13 protein-coding genes are annotated in these 14,027 nt (G+C 45.0%); 6 read left to right on the top strand and 7 right to left on the bottom strand.

The genetic code is table 11. From position 1 onward, the window contains the following. The first annotated feature begins 12 nt into the window (after positions 1-12). Positions 13-246, top strand: coding sequence for a (Na+)-NQR maturation NqrM (gene nqrM, locus R7E00_RS08125; protein ID WP_005380273.1), 234 nt, complete (start codon positions 13-15; stop codon positions 244-246). A 158-nt stretch (positions 247-404) separates the two neighbouring features. Here nqrM and R7E00_RS08120 read toward each other — a convergent pair whose 3' ends face one another. Further along, positions 405-1,622, bottom strand: a complete 1,218-nt coding sequence (locus tag R7E00_RS08120) for a response regulator (protein ID WP_064368726.1) — start codon at positions 1,620-1,622, stop codon at positions 405-407. Positions 1,623-1,809: 187 nt separating this feature from the next. Here R7E00_RS08120 and R7E00_RS08115 point away from each other — a divergent pair, with 187 nt between their 5' ends. Both R7E00_RS08115 and dinB read left to right on the top strand, forming a co-directional pair. Continuing rightward, positions 1,810-2,043 carry a DUF2789 domain-containing protein gene (locus tag R7E00_RS08115; protein ID WP_005380277.1) on the top strand — a complete coding sequence of 78 codons (234 nt, stop codon included), beginning with the start codon at positions 1,810-1,812 and terminating at the stop codon, positions 2,041-2,043. A 76-nt stretch (positions 2,044-2,119) separates the two neighbouring features. Continuing rightward, positions 2,120-3,184, top strand: a complete 1,065-nt coding sequence (gene dinB / locus R7E00_RS08110; RefSeq protein WP_025768236.1) for a DNA polymerase IV — start codon at positions 2,120-2,122, stop codon at positions 3,182-3,184. Here the strand turns inward: dinB and R7E00_RS08105 are convergent. Next, positions 3,181-5,106 (bottom strand): ATP-dependent DNA helicase RecQ, encoded by a 1,926-nt coding sequence (locus R7E00_RS08105; RefSeq protein WP_005380279.1) that lies wholly within the window; start codon positions 5,104-5,106, stop codon positions 3,181-3,183. The genes dinB and R7E00_RS08105 overlap by 4 nt on opposite strands. Before the next feature lie 76 nt (positions 5,107-5,182). Here R7E00_RS08105 and R7E00_RS08100 point away from each other — a divergent pair, with 76 nt between their 5' ends. Continuing rightward, the gene (locus R7E00_RS08100; protein ID WP_005380280.1) at positions 5,183-5,662 is read left to right on the top strand and encodes a GreA/GreB family elongation factor; all 480 of its coding nucleotides are present in this window, start codon (positions 5,183-5,185) and stop codon (positions 5,660-5,662) included. A 61-nt stretch (positions 5,663-5,723) separates the two neighbouring features. After that, positions 5,724-6,467 (top strand): YggN family protein, encoded by a 744-nt coding sequence (locus R7E00_RS08095; protein WP_005380283.1) that lies wholly within the window; start codon positions 5,724-5,726, stop codon positions 6,465-6,467. A gap of 90 nt (positions 6,468-6,557) precedes the next feature. On the opposite strand, the gene R7E00_RS08090 is transcribed toward R7E00_RS08095, so the two are convergent. Next, entirely contained in the window at positions 6,558-9,104 is a 2,547-nt protein-coding gene (locus tag R7E00_RS08090) for an Ig-like domain-containing protein (RefSeq protein WP_033905532.1), read from the bottom strand. A 378-nt stretch (positions 9,105-9,482) separates the two neighbouring features. Between R7E00_RS08090 and R7E00_RS08085 the strand changes: the two genes are divergently transcribed. Further along, positions 9,483-10,847 (top strand): sodium-dependent transporter, encoded by a 1,365-nt coding sequence (locus R7E00_RS08085; protein WP_005391763.1) that lies wholly within the window; start codon positions 9,483-9,485, stop codon positions 10,845-10,847. Positions 10,848-10,951: 104 nt separating this feature from the next. On the opposite strand, the gene R7E00_RS08080 is transcribed toward R7E00_RS08085, so the two are convergent. The 4 genes from R7E00_RS08080 to R7E00_RS08065 all read right to left on the bottom strand — a co-directional run bounded on the left by R7E00_RS08080 (position 10,952) and on the right by R7E00_RS08065 (position 14,022). Beyond that, complete coding sequence (locus R7E00_RS08080) at positions 10,952-11,143, bottom strand: DUF4250 domain-containing protein (RefSeq protein ID WP_005380289.1); 192 nt, start codon at positions 11,141-11,143, stop codon at positions 10,952-10,954. Then, entirely contained in the window at positions 11,143-11,349 is a 207-nt protein-coding gene (locus R7E00_RS08075) for a YaeP family protein (protein ID WP_005391765.1), read from the bottom strand. The genes R7E00_RS08080 and R7E00_RS08075 overlap by 1 nt, the downstream gene beginning before the upstream one ends. Positions 11,350-11,460: 111 nt before the next feature. Further along, positions 11,461-12,129 carry a tellurite resistance TerB family protein gene (locus R7E00_RS08070; protein WP_005380291.1) on the bottom strand — a complete coding sequence of 223 codons (669 nt, stop codon included), beginning with the start codon at positions 12,127-12,129 and terminating at the stop codon, positions 11,461-11,463. Positions 12,130-12,306: 177 nt separating this feature from the next. Further along, positions 12,307-14,022, bottom strand: coding sequence for a proline--tRNA ligase (locus R7E00_RS08065; protein ID WP_025768238.1), 1,716 nt, complete (start codon positions 14,020-14,022; stop codon positions 12,307-12,309). Between the last annotated feature and the right edge of the window lie 5 nt (positions 14,023-14,027).

The following is a 14,027-nucleotide window of genomic DNA, read 5'->3' as shown; positions in this document are numbered from 1 at the left end:
GAGCATGTTTTTATGAATACATTTCTAATTACCTTTGCTGTGTTTGTCGCGGTAATCACTGCAATGGCTGTCGGATACATTTTCCAAAAGAAAGTCGTGAAAGGTAGCTGTGGTGGCTTAGGGGCAGTTGGCATCGAAAAAGTGTGTAATTGTCCAGAACCCTGCGATGCGCGTAAAAAACGTGAAGCGCGTGAGGCTGCGCGTGCTGAGAAATTGGCGGCGTGGGAAAAAGATAGAATTGCTTAGTATTGGTTAATCGTACTAAGAAAGTGATAAAGCTCAGCGTTCTGCTGAGCTTTATTTTTAGGCAGCTAACCAAAGCTCAGATGTCCGAGAAAGAGCCCAATACCGTGTTTTGTTGTTTCTTTCTCTCATGTTATAGAGCAAGACTACATCGATAATCATTAGGACGAAGCAATGATTTGGTTACGTCCGTTCTCTTTGGCCATGTAAAGTCGCTCATCCGCCACTTTTATTTGTTGTTCCAGCTCCCCCTCGATGTTGCTTACACCAATACTCGCGGTCACAAGAATGTTTTTGTCCAAATAAGTTATTGGCGTTTTTTCTATGCGCTGTCTCATTTGTTCTAAGCGTGTTAGAAAGCCGTCATAGTCGCCACTGGCTTGAATACAAAACTCCTCGCCACCAAGCCTAGCGACAATATCATTTGGAAAATAGATTTTTAGAATATTCGCTATCATGACTAACACTGCATCGCCGCCCTCATGTCCGTGTGTATCATTTACTTGCTTAAAGAAATCGATATCAAGCATCGCGATGTTTCTTTGAGCGTTTTCTACATGGGGTTGCTCAAACAGAAAGCGGCGGTTCCATAAGCCCGTTAGCGCATCTTGATTTGCCATTTTAAACAGTTCAGATGTTGCGTCTTTGATATCTAACAGTTGGTGAATACGGCAAAAAAATTCTTCTTGATTAAATGGCTTGTATAAAAAGTCATTGGCCCCTGCTTTTAGAAACCTAGCCGTCATGGTCTTAGAGTTACTACCCGACAAGCCGAGAATGGCTAATTGATTTTTATCCCACTTCCGACGTAATTCACGCACCATAGTAATGCCATCTTTAACGGGCATATCATGGTCGGTTAAAACGAGAGTGATATCTGGATTTTGCTCGACAAGCTCTAGGGCTTTTTGCCCATTGTCAGCTTCCAACGTCTGAATATATTGATGCTCCAAAAGTTGGGCAATGTGTCTTCTTACGGTGTGTGAATCATCAACGACTAAACATTTGTGTTGTTGATTGTTGGTTAGTCGCTTGAGGAGTGGTAATAGATAGGAAACGGACGCCATGCTGTCTTTCAAAATATAGTCGAGGACACCTTTTGCAAGCATCTTTTCGCGAGTGTCTTCTTGAAATCGAGCCGTTAAAACAATGACACGATGACCATGTTCCAAAACGAGGTCAATAATCTCGCCATCTTGAGCATCCGGTAAACAATAGTCTAAAACCGCACAGAAGAGGTCCTGTGCTGAAGATAACAAGTTCTTTGCCTCCGCGTAGCTTTCCGCTGCGATGACCTCATAACCAGCTTGGCTTATTGTTTGGCAAAGAAAGTTTTTAAATGCACGACTATCTTCAACAACCAGAATCTTATTACTCAAGCGCAGTCCCCAAAATTAATTGTTTAAAATCAATGATAACTAAAATTAAACTTATCGCCATCAAAAAACACATGTCAACCAAAAGTAGAACAACTACTCAAATGTTTGACACGCATCCGTTAACATCACATCATTATTCCTGTCTTAGTTATATAATTATGTTTAGCTAACGTAGGGAGAAAGTAGTATGGAAATGCATCAACATGGTATGGCTGAGCTATTTCAACAACTGGGCCTCGGTAGCTCTCCTCAAGAAATGAAAGATTTTATTAATCAACATCGACACAAAAGAGATTCTGCGCCTTTACATGAAGCTAGCTTTTGGACGATGTCACAGGCGAACTTTCTAAAACAAGCCATCGAAGAAGATGCAGATTGGGCCGAATTAGTCGATCAATTGGACGTAATGCTTCGAGATTGACGTTCGCTTAAACACGCCCATTTCTCTTCAGGTAGATTTGATTTATACTGTTTTTTTGAACAGTGCTTTGATGGCTATGTCAGATCGAATTAGAAAAATTATTCATGTCGATATGGATTGTTTTTATGCTGCCGTAGAGATGAGAGATAACCCCAGTTACCGTGGCATTGCACTCGCTGTTGGCGGACATGAAAAGCAGCGTGGAGTGATTAGCACCTGTAATTATGATGCGCGTAAATATGGTGTTCGCAGTGCAATGTCAACGGCGCGCGCGCTGCAACTCTGTCCTCATTTGTTGGTTGTGCCCGGTAGAATGCATGTATATAAGCAAGTCTCTCAGCAGATTCGTGCTATTTTTGAGCGTTATACGCCTATCATTGAACCTCTCTCATTGGATGAAGCATACCTCGATGTCACGGACTCGACAGCTTGCCGTGGCTCCGCTACGTTGATCGCAGAGTCAATTCGCCGCGATATCTGGAGTGAACTTGGGTTGACGGCATCGGCGGGCATTGCTCCGATAAAGTTTCTTGCCAAGGTCGCGTCAGACATGAACAAGCCCAACGGTCAGTTTGTGATTCCGCCAGAGAAAGTCCAAGAGGTTATCGATAGTCTTCCGCTAGAGAACATTCCTGGTGTGGGGAAGGTGAGTCTTGAGAAGCTCCACCAAGCCGGTTTTTATCGATGTGAGGACATTAAAAACAGTGACTATCGAGAGTTGTTGAGGCAGTTTGGTCGTCAGGGTGCCTCCTTATGGCAGCGAAGCCATGGAATTGATAATCGAGAAGTCGTTGTTGAGCGCGAGAGAAAGTCCGTCGGTGTGGAAAGGACATTCAGCCAGAACATCGCAACCTATGATGAATGTTGGCAAGTGATTGAGGAGAAACTTTATCCTGAACTCGAGAAACGTTTAGAGCGTGCAAGCCCAGATAAGTCGATTATTAAACAAGGTATTAAAGTCAAATTTGCCGACTTTCAACTGACAACAATTGAGCACATCCATCCGCAATTAGAGCTTGAGGACTTCAAGATCTTGCTAAGAGATATTCTTAAACGCCAAAATGGACGGGAAATTCGCCTTTTAGGCTTGAACGTGATGCTCAAGCCCGAAGACCAAGCGCGTCAATTGAGCTTTTTTTAGGCCCTTACCGTTTCTACCTGCGTTAATACCTGCTCAAAACTTACATTTGCCATTGCACCATAACCTGCTAGCTTTGAGGCTTTTAGCTGGCTAATCAAAGGAGTGCTGATTCCGCACAAGAAGCGAGCAACGGCATCATTACTGATGGCCGATGGGGAAAGCTGAATAAACTCCCGCGCCCATATCGATACTTGAGATTGTTCAATATCTTCAGGTTCTGGTGCTGTGAATGTGGCGACGTGACCACGACACACGGAGCAGTGACCACATTGCTTTGGTGCATCGTGATCCGCAAAGTAGTTCGCCAATTGTGAGCTCAAACAGTGCTCGGACTGGAACAAGTGCAGCATGGTGTGGATTCTTTCGATATCTTTGCTTTCTTTGGATTGGAACAGTTCATACAGTTGTTGGATTAAAACATCCGAGCTCTGTTTGGTTGGCATAACTGAGTACACGTCCGTCAGTTGTTTGCTCTCTAGTTCTATCCAGCCGTTCTGGTGAAAATAGTCGAGCGCTGCGACAACTCGGCTGCGTTCCGATTGATAGTTCATCCATAGCGCTTCTAGATCAACTTGGCACCACACTTTGGCTTTTTGTGAGCAGGAAAAAATAGCCTCCACAAATTGACGTCGCTCGCCTTGAAATTGATTCACAATAAATTGCTGATCGTGCAAAAACTTAAACCGATATTCCGCAAAGTAACTGTACTTTGCTTCAATGACGTTATGTAGCTCCAAATAAACCAACAAGGTTTTGAGTGGCAATTGGCGGATATTACTTTCACGCGACAAACGCAGTGGCACTACCTCCCATTGTGGAGCATGTTCTTTCGCTTGCTCGACTACATAGTTAATTGACGTAAATTCTGGTGTGTCACCATAGACAAAATTCTCCAACACCGTTAGGCCGGACGTATTGCCTAGCAGAATGCACTCCGAGCGTTGCCCGTCCCTGCCTGCACGTCCAATCTCTTGTGCGTAGTTCTCGATTGATTTGGGTAAGTCGAAGTGAATGACGCGTCGAATATCAGATTTATCGACCCCCATACCAAATGCAATCGTTGCAACAATACAGTCAATTTGGCCATCCATGAACTGCTGTTGGATTTGTTCACGAACGTCGCTTTTCATGCCAGCGTGGTATGCGTGAGCGTTAATGCCAATATGGATTAATGACTTTGCTACTCGTTCTGCTGTTTGCTGCTGCGTCACGTATACGATGGTCGGAAGCTTAGGTGAAGAGGCGATGATCTCACTGAGCTGTTCTTGTTTCTTTGTTTCCTCACACGGGATCACTGAGATATCCAGATTAGAGCGGTAGAAGCCTGTAACGGTAATATGTTCACTGGAAATATCGAACTTTTTTTGCATGTCTTCAATAACTGCAGGCGTTGCCGTTGCGGTGAGAAGTAAAGACTGTGGGATGTTCAGTTCACGTTGATATTGCGGTAGTTTGAGATAATCTGGACGAAAGTTATGCCCCCATTCGGAAATACAGTGCGCTTCATCAATGACCATCAAAGAAATCGGTACTTGGCGAATGAATTCACGAAAACGCTCATTTTTTAGTCGCTCAACAGAAATCATCAAGATTTTGATTTGTCCATTCTTCACGCCAGCCATGACCTGTTGTGCTTCTTCTCTACTTTGACTGCTATCGATAGAAGCGGCCGCGATTCCTTTACTTTGTAAAAAGCTCAGTTGATCCTTCATTAACGCCAACAACGGAGAGATCACCAACGTAAGGTTGGGTAATATGGTTGCAGGTAGTTGATAACAGAGTGACTTCCCCGAGCCTGTAGGAAAGATTGCCGCAGCAGAGTAACCATTCATAACGGCTTCAATAACGGGTTGCTGACCTTGGCGTAATGAGTCAAAACCAAATACAGATTGAAGTGTTTGATGCAGCGAGTCACTTTGCATAATAGGGAAACCTTTCTTTGATGGTAAACTTGGCTACATTAACACACCCCGAATACTAAACGCGCGTCCTAAAAGTATGAACAAAGCTGACTTAGTCCAAATTATCATCCAACATCTGGAAGAAAAACTTCAAGTTGCCCATTCATCGGCTCAGCGAGCTATCGATGCCGCCACAGATGAAGAAACTGTTCCCGAGCACAAGTACGATACATTGGCACTTGAAGCCGCGTATCTTGCTCATGGACAAGCCATGCGAATTCAAGATAGTGAAGAGGAGTTGCGTCAATATCGTTCTTTAGTGACTCGTAACTTTAAGAATGCGCCTGTTGGTGTTGGTGCTTACGTTGTTCTCGCAGATGAGAATTTGATCGAAAAGCACTTCTTTGTAGGCCCTTGCTCTGGTGGTTTGACTGTTCAATATCAGACTCTGGAAGTCTTTGTCTTAACAGCCAAATCTCCTCTGGGTCGAGCGTTGTTCGGGAAAGAAGAGGGTGATGAGGTTGACGTGAAAATAGGAGATAAAACAACTTGTTACGAAGTCGTGACGATTTGCTGACATCTCATGTATCACTCAGTGTTATGTTTAACACGAGTAATGTTAAATAAAAGAGAATGACATGAAAAAGCTTTTTACACTCTCATTGCTGATGGTCAGTGCTACTGGTTATGCAGCGCAGTGTCGTGTGGACATCAATAATGAAGTCCGTATGGATGGGCAAAGCTTGGAAATTCGCCAAACGACAGGTGATAAAGCTGTCGTGGATGAGGATAACAACCTCTTCATCAAAGGTGAGCTAATTGAACTCAATGCCGACCAAAAAGCGGCAATTGAAGACTATCGCGAAAAAATGAACGCGTATATTCCACAAGCAAAGCAATTGGCGAGTGATGGTTTAGCGCTTGCGAATGATATTATTGATGATGTTGCGGAAAGCCTCGATGCACCTGGTGCGTTTGATAATGTAAAAGTCGCAGTAAAGGACTTTTTCGCTGATGTTGAATCACGTTACTACAAAGATGGTGATTTCATCCTGCCTGCGGAGAGTTTTGAGTCTATGACACAAGGGTGGACTGAAGACTTTGCAAAAGCACAAGAGATCTTCAATAAAGAGTTTTTAGCCAGTTCGTTGGATGCTTTATCGAAAAAAATGAAGGAAGAGGGAGGGATAAACCTCACTGCATTATCAGAGAGTATGGCTGAACTCAGCGCGAAAGTAGAAGAGCGTTTAGCCGAGCATTCAAAAGAGGTAGAACAACAAGCAGAAGACTTGTGCGATTCGCTGGATGACATGGCAGGGCAAGAAAACGATCTGTTGAAGAAAATCCCTGAGCTAAAAGATTACCGAGTATTTACGATTTAATTACTCATTAAAAAGCAAAAACTCGATGAGATAAAGAAAGAGAGCACTATTGTGCTCTCTTTGCGTTTTACTCGCTTATTCTTTGATAGCTTATTGCGCATTCATCTCGGTGAGTTTATCGCCGACAGGTTTTGAGAAGTTAAAGCCATCATGCTGATCCCAGTTGATAGACCATGTCATTACTCCTGCATAATTCGGGTAATGGTACGCTGGTTTTACGGTGCCACATGAAGTGCCTTTGGTTAAACAATCTAGTGCGTTGATAATATTCTGTGTTGGAGCCTGCCCTGAATTTGCCGAGCTAGGACCTGAAGGTAAACCGATTGCGACTTGATCATCGCGCAATGGTGCAAATTGAGTGCCGTCGGCCAACTCAAAACCTTCGATAAGCATTTTAGATTGCGCTACCATCATATCCACAGAGCCTTCTGGTGCACTGCCTGGCAGGTATGGGTTTGGCAAACCGCCGTTGTTATATAACTGGACGTGAAGCAAGTCGAGCGTGCTGCGTGTCTCGTTTATCACAGGAATGTAAGCTCCCCAAATACCGCTGTAAGCCACATAGCCGCCTTGAACATAAGGGTGCTCAGGCGCCATGGTTAGGTACATATCTCCACCCATGTTTTGCTCTATTTGAAGCAAAGCACGACCAAGGCGAGCTTGAATTTGCGAGCCATGAACTAAGTTAGAACCACTCTCTAAATCCACATCTAGACCATCAAAGCCCCACTCAGCGATAAGACCTGTTAGGCTAGAGACAAAGTTGGCTTCATCTTGGTCGGTATTCAGCGTAATCGTGCCTTCTGCGCCGCCAAGAGAGAGAACAAACTTCTTACCTTTAGCTTGAAGCGCTGCCATGTCCTGCTTGAATTGTGTTGGATCGAGTGCTGGACAATCGCTGTAAATATCGCCTGAATATAGATTAAAGTGCACAGTGCCATCACTGTTGCGATCATTTTCAGCAAAGGCAATATCAATCACATCCCAAGCATCTGCCATATCTGCTAGACGAATTGGACAGCCCGCACCATTTACAAAATTGTGCCAGTAACCGATGAGGTTATGGCGTTTCTCTACTTGCTCAACCACCGTTATTGCTGCGGCGTCAGACAGTGCATTGCTTCCTGACAAATCCACAGCTTGGGCGCTAACTGTAAAGTTACCAAGTGCAGTTGGTGTCCAGTTGGCTGTGTAAGGTGCTGTGGTATCGGTTGCAACAATAGAGCCGTTGATCATGAAATCAACGTGTTTAATGCCTGAAGTTAAAGACGTTGCATCGGCGCTTAATGCGAGACTTTTGCCTAATCCGACGGTTTGACCGCTGCTTGGTGAAGTCAGAGAGACGACCAAATCTTTATCGCTGACTTCCACACCAACCAGGGACTCTGACGTGTTGTTATCATTATCGGTTGCGACGGCTTTAAGCTGGTTAGCGCCAATAAGTGTGGCGTTCCAAGTAACGGAATATGGCGCTTGAGTGGTGACCCCTAAGCTGGTGTTGTTCGCAAAAAACTCAACTTGCGTGACTGTGCCATCAGCATCGCTTGCGTTTGCCGTGATTTCGTTATTGCTGCCAGCGAGCACGACTTGTCCATCCGTTGGTGCCGTAATGGTAACTTGCGGTGGTGTCGAACAAGCACCTAGGCCACTCCAAGCATCTTGCCAGTATAGCCCTTCACCAGGCTCGTAAGCCCATGTCGCATCCGAGGAGCACCAACCAGCAACATCACAACGATATTTTTGGTTGAAGTGAGAAATCAGGTCGCCAGCTTGATAACTTGTGCCTGCCACATAAGGTACTGCATCTGCACATCCGCCCGTTCCGGTTTCTGAATTACTAATAACCAGCGCTACTTCTTGGCTCATCGTTGCGAGGTTTGTATCATCAGTCGCTTGTGCTTTGAACGAGTATGTACCTGGACTAGCGGTCCATTGATATTCGTAAGGTGCGCTAGTATCAATGGCGACAGATTGATTGTTTACGAAGAACTCAACTTGTGTGACCACACCATCAATATCGTCAGCTTGAGCGGCTACGGTTAGGTTATCGCCTACATTAAGCACTTCTGTGCCTACTGGGCTTGTCAATGAAATGCTTGGTGGCGGTAATTCGACTTGTGGTTGAACTTGGATAGAAATCGTCGTGGTGCTAACAGCTCCCTCATTATCTGTCGCAATTGCGGTCAATTGCGAGATCCCTTCAATAGCGGTCCAAGAAGCTTCGAATGGTGCTTGAGTTACCACAGCAACGGTTTGGTTGCCTGCAACAAACTCAATTTGTGTGATTTGGCCATCTTCGTCAGTTGCGTTGGCTAACAAAGTGATCGCACTGCCTTCGGGAATTTGTGCGTTGTTTATTGGAGAGGAGAACGACACCGTTGGTGATAAATTGTTGCTTCCACCATCACATTGCCCTAACGCTTTCCATGCTTCCCAAGATCCTGAGTTGGTCACGGGATCATTGCCTTGCGTCCAATATGCAGCCTCATAAGCGGCTCCTTGCGTTTTTACTAAAGCGCCCGATGTATAAGTCGCAGTGCTGTCCCAGTCGGGTAAACTTTGACAGTTATAGGCTTGAGCTTGGTAGCTGGCGCTGAGTGCTACAACCATCGCTCCGTGAAGTAGGGTGACCTTCATTTTCCTCTCCTTGAATCATGGGTATAAATGAGAACAGAGTAATAACTAGCTGATAAATAGACATTAGGGGGAAAAAGCGAAGCACAATATTCTGCTTTTCGACACAGTATCACGAGGAACAGTTCGTCCCTTACACCAGAGCTCATTATTTTTCGGCTCACTTCACGGCAGAAGGATTGGTAAAATTCAGCCACGTAAAACGAACAACAGTCGCGAGGCTTTTGAGCGATGAATATGAGATGTACGTTAAAATTTACAAGCTGAATGACTACAAATTGTTTCAACTGTCGAGGATTTAACCGAGGTGCTCTTGTTGAATAGTGAATATTGCTATAGTGTACTAGTTAGCTAGTTCAATGATATTTTTGTGTGAGTAGTATGACACAGCAAACCTCTTCTCAGCCTCGCGAGCATTTTGGCTCTCGTCTCGGGTTCATCTTAGCTGCCGCAGGTGCCGCAGTTGGCCTTGGCAATATTTGGGGCTTCCCAACTCAAGCAGCCAGTAATGGTGGCGGTGCTTTCCTGTTAGTTTATTTGGTGATGATTCTTATCGTCGCATTTCCGATGCTGGTGGTTGAAATGGCGATTGGTCGCCATGGTCAAGCCAACCCTGTAGACAGTATGCGTGCAATCACAGATAACCCTGCCGGTAAAAAGCTCGGCGGCATTGTGGGTTGGATTGGTTTAAGCGTACCAAGCGCTGTCTTAGCGTTTTATTCAATTGTTGGTGGTTGGTTGATCTGCTTTTTACTGGGTGCAATCACAGATCTAATGGGGTTAGAAGCTGCAACTCAATGGCTAAAGGGCTTTAGTGTTGAACGTAACTTGTTCGGAACCATTACTTTTTATGTACTGACGATTCTCATCGTACAAGGTGGCGTAAAACAAGGTATTGAGAAGTGGTCCACACGTTTGATGCCAGCATTGTTTGTTTTGTTTGCTCTGCTATTTGCTTACATCATGACGCAAAACGGTGCGATGGAAGGTCTGAAACATTACCTAGTGCCGGATTTTGAAAAGGTATGGGACCGCAAGTTGATTCTTGCTGCAATGGGACAGGGCTTCTTCTCGCTTACGATCGGTGGCTGTTCAATGCTGATTTATGGCTCTTACTTGAGTAAGAAAGAGAACCTACCAAAGATGGCGATGAACGTGACCATGGTAGATACTGCCGTTGCTTTCATTGCAGGGTTAGTGGTGATGCCAGCGATGTTTGTAGCAATGCAAAAGGGCGTTCAAATCTATGCAGAAGATGGCTCTCTCTTAAGCTCAGATACGTTAGTGTTTACGGTATTGCCACTAATGTTTGATAGTTTAGGTTTGCTTGGTCAATTATTCTCTATTGTGTTCTTCTTATTGTTGACGATTGCGGCGCTAACGTCTTCCATTTCAATGTTAGAGTGTCCAGTGGCTTTAGTGAGTGAGCGCTTCAATACTAAGCGCAGCGCAACGAGCTGGGTTTTAGGTGGTCTCATTGCTTTGTTCAGTGTGGTGATTGTTTATAATTTTGGTGCTCTATTTGGTATGGTCGCGACGGTTGCTACTCAGTATCTACAACCAACCGCTGCGCTCTTATTCTGCTTATTTGGTGGTTGGGTATGGAATCGCAACTCAAAAATCAAAGAGCTTGAGCAAGGTTGCCCGGAGTTTACGCAAGGTTGGTTTGGTAAGTTATGGCCTGCGTATGTGAAGTTTGTATGTCCAATTCTTGTGGCGACAGTCATCTGGGCTTCATTTGGCTAACCGAGACGTCTATCGAATAAAAGAAAAGGGCTTGATGGTAACTCATCAAGCCCTTTTTCATATTGGTTATTCTCGTTTCGGTTATCCGCCAAGCATGGTGTGGATTAACGGAATTGTCCTGCTTCTGGAAGAAAGTCAAAACCAGCAGAAGCCAGTTTTGTCTCCAGTGCTGTGCGCTCGATATCGAAGAAAGCCACCAGTTTGTCCAGATCACCTCCGAAGTCATCGCGTAGCTTCATATTCACAATGCTCATCAGCATGACAGGGTCCATGGATTCAAAGTTCGCTAGATTCATTACTTATCCTCAAAATCTGAAATCAGTAGGTTTGCCGCAGCAAATGCCGCTTTTTCACGCACTTCTTTAGGCAGGGACTCATCCGCTGCAACATCGTTCAGTGCTTTAACTGCACATGAAATTGCTTGGGGAATATAAGCTTGATCGCCACTACCAATCTGAGCATAAAGCTCACGAACCAGTTCACAACAGCCGTATACTTGCATGTTTTCTTTCCACTAAATGATAACTTATCTCAATATACACACAGCGGATTTGAAACTCAAAGTACAGAGTTGTTTTGGCTCAAGTTGAAGGTTTGCTTGAGCGAGATTTAATCACTGCATTTGTGCTTCTAACTGCTGAGTGACTTCTGGTGAAAGTTGAAGTTGTTTTGCTAGTTCTTGCAGATACGCTTTTTCCATAAAGTTTTGTTCATCAGCGACGATCAAAGACGCCAGGTAAATTTCTGACGCTTGTTGAGGAGAGGTCGCCTGATTAGCAATTTCAGCAGGATCAAGCGGTTTGTTTAACTCTTGCTGAACGAGGTGACGAACGTGCTCATCTGCGCCCATATCCGCGAGAGCTTGTTCAATGCGCGCCATTTCCTCTTCATCAACGTGACCATCAGCTTTTGCAGCTCCAATCATTGCTTTTAAAATTAAGACACTGTGTTTACTGTCATCGGGGTCAAAGGTTTCTTGAACACCTTGACCGGATTGCTTGGCTTGCCAGTCGTTATACACTTTGTAGGCCAAGGCTCCAAGCGCAGCTGCGCCACCGACTTTTAATGCGCTTGACCCTATTTTTTTAGTCATTTTTTTACTTTTCTTTGAGCCCATCAGCATACCGATGAGGCCTCCGCCTACAGCACCTGCTCCTAGCGTTTTTAGGCTACTTGAATTTGATGAGGATTTGATGTTGTTGGTTTGTTTGCCCAATGCATCTGCACCTTGCTTAAGTAAGTCTGATTTGAGTGCTTGGTTTAGAAGACTTTTTAAATCCATAACTGACCTCCTTTAGATGATGAAATCAGTTTAATAGCAAGAAGCTGAACCAAAGATTAACAAAGTGAATAGTTCGAAAAAGGTGGAGGGGGGCGTTGAGCTGTAATAAAAAGGGCTGACCGAAGCCAACCCTTTTTAACTATTTGAAACTACCTCAAATGCGAACTCGTCTAGTGCTTACTTTAGTTGAGCTTTTACGTGCTCAACAATGTCAGTCATTGCGACTGCTGTTTTCTCACCAGTAGCACGGTTCTTGTATTCGAAGTTGCCTTCTTTCATTGAGCGGTCACCGATAATAATGGTATGCGGTACACCAATAAGCTCCATGTCAGAGAACATTACGCCTGGGCGTTCTTTACGGTCGTCAAATAGCACTTCGATGCCCATTGCTGTTAGCTCAGCGTACAATTTCTCAGCGGCTTCTTTCACTTCTTCTGACTTGTGCATGTTCATTGGAACGATCGCTACCTGGAATGGTGCGATTGCATCTGGCCAGATGATGCCGTATTTGTCGTGGTTTTGTTCAATAGCAGCCGCTACTACGCGAGTGATACCGATACCGTAACAACCCATTTCTAGGATGACGTTCTTACCATCAGGACCCAGTACACCACAGTTCATCGCTGCGGAGTAAGCGTTACCTAGTTGGAAGATATGGCCAACTTCGATACCACGCTTAAGCTGGATAATGCCCTTGCCACATGGGCTTGGGTCACCTTCCACAACGTTACGTAGGTCTTCAACTTGACCAAGCTCTACATCACGACCCCAGTTAATACCGAAGTAGTGTTTGCCATCGATGTTCGCGCCCGCACCGAAGTCGCTCATTACCGCAACGCTGCGGTCAACAATGAACGGCAGTTTAAGGCCAACAGGGCCAAGTGAACCAGGGCCTGCACCGATAAGCTCACGAATTTCTTCTTCAGATGCCATTTCCAGTGGAGCTGCAATCTGAGGAAGGTTTTCTGCTTTCACTTCGTTCAGTTCATGATCACCACGAATAATAAGCGCGATGATTGGCGCATCAACTTCGTCAGATGCTTTCACAAACAGTGTTTTCACTGTTTTTTCAATTGGTAGTTCGAACTGCTCAACCAATTCAGCGATTGTTTTCGCGTTTGGCGTATCAACCAACGTCATTTCTTGTGTTGGTGCCGCAGCCTCAGAGGCTGGAGCTAGTGCTTCTGCTTTTTCAATGTTTGCCGCGTAATCTGACTCGCTAGAGAATGCGATGATATCCTCGCCGCTTTCAGCCAGTACGTGGAACTCTTGAGAGCCGCTACCACCGATAGCACCGCTATCTGCAAGTACAGGACGGTAATCCAGACCCATGCGATCGAATGCTTTACAGTAAGCATCGTGCATTGCGTCGTATGACTTTTGTAGGCCGTCTTTATCAATGTCAAAGCTGTACGCATCCATCATTGAGAATTCACGTGAACGCATTACGCCAAAACGTGGGCGTCGTTCGTCACGAAATTTAGTTTGGATTTGGTACAGGTTTAGCGGAAGCTGTTTGTAAGAGCTCACTTCATTGCGAACAAGGCTAGTGATCACTTCTTCAGCGGTTGGGCTAAGTACAAACGGACGAACATGACGGTCAGTAAAGCGAAGTAGCTCAGGGCCCATCTTTTCGCTGCGGCCTGTCTCTTCCCATAGTTCAAACGGCTGAACAACGGGCATCAAAGTTTCGACTGCGCCTGCATTGTCGATTTCTTGACGAACGATGTTTTCGACTTTACGCAGTACACGTAGACCAGTAGGTAGCCAGGTGTATAAACCTGAAGCCAGCTTACGGATCATACCTGCACGTAGCATGAGCTGGTGGCTCACTACTTCTGCGTCGTTTGGAGTCTCCTTCAGAGTAGAAAGAAGATAATTACTGGTACGCATTAAAT

The sequence above is a fragment of the Vibrio sp. Vb1755 genome, assembly GCF_033338635.1.
GTDB lineage: Bacteria > Pseudomonadota > Gammaproteobacteria > Enterobacterales > Vibrionaceae > Vibrio > Vibrio alginolyticus.
Note: the sequence above shows the minus strand (reverse complement) of the source record. Positions and strands in the feature narration are given on the sequence as shown.

Excerpts from the sequence above, each read along its gene's own strand:
- nqrM (WP_005380273.1), top strand. The coding sequence starts at position 13 with ATGAATACATTTCTAATTACCTTTGCTGTGTTTGTCGCGGTAATCACT.
- R7E00_RS08115 (WP_005380277.1), top strand. The coding sequence starts at position 1,810 with ATGGAAATGCATCAACATGGTATGGCTGAGCTATTTCAACAACTGGGC.
- dinB (WP_025768236.1), top strand. The coding sequence starts at position 2,120 with ATGTCAGATCGAATTAGAAAAATTATTCATGTCGATATGGATTGTTTT.
- R7E00_RS08105 (WP_005380279.1), bottom strand. The coding sequence starts at position 5,106 with ATGCAAAGTGACTCGCTGCATCAAACACTTCAATCTGTATTTGGTTTT.
- R7E00_RS08100 (WP_005380280.1), top strand. The coding sequence starts at position 5,183 with ATGAACAAAGCTGACTTAGTCCAAATTATCATCCAACATCTGGAAGAA.
- R7E00_RS08095 (WP_005380283.1), top strand. The coding sequence starts at position 5,724 with ATGAAAAAGCTTTTTACACTCTCATTGCTGATGGTCAGTGCTACTGGT.
- R7E00_RS08090 (WP_033905532.1), bottom strand. The coding sequence starts at position 9,104 with ATGAAGGTCACCCTACTTCACGGAGCGATGGTTGTAGCACTCAGCGCC.
- R7E00_RS08085 (WP_005391763.1), top strand. The coding sequence starts at position 9,483 with ATGACACAGCAAACCTCTTCTCAGCCTCGCGAGCATTTTGGCTCTCGT.
- R7E00_RS08080 (WP_005380289.1), bottom strand. The coding sequence starts at position 11,143 with ATGAATCTAGCGAACTTTGAATCCATGGACCCTGTCATGCTGATGAGC.
- R7E00_RS08075 (WP_005391765.1), bottom strand. The coding sequence starts at position 11,349 with ATGCAAGTATACGGCTGTTGTGAACTGGTTCGTGAGCTTTATGCTCAG.
- R7E00_RS08070 (WP_005380291.1), bottom strand. The coding sequence starts at position 12,129 with ATGGATTTAAAAAGTCTTCTAAACCAAGCACTCAAATCAGACTTACTT.
- R7E00_RS08065 (WP_025768238.1), bottom strand. The coding sequence starts at position 14,022 with ATGCGTACCAGTAATTATCTTCTTTCTACTCTGAAGGAGACTCCAAAC.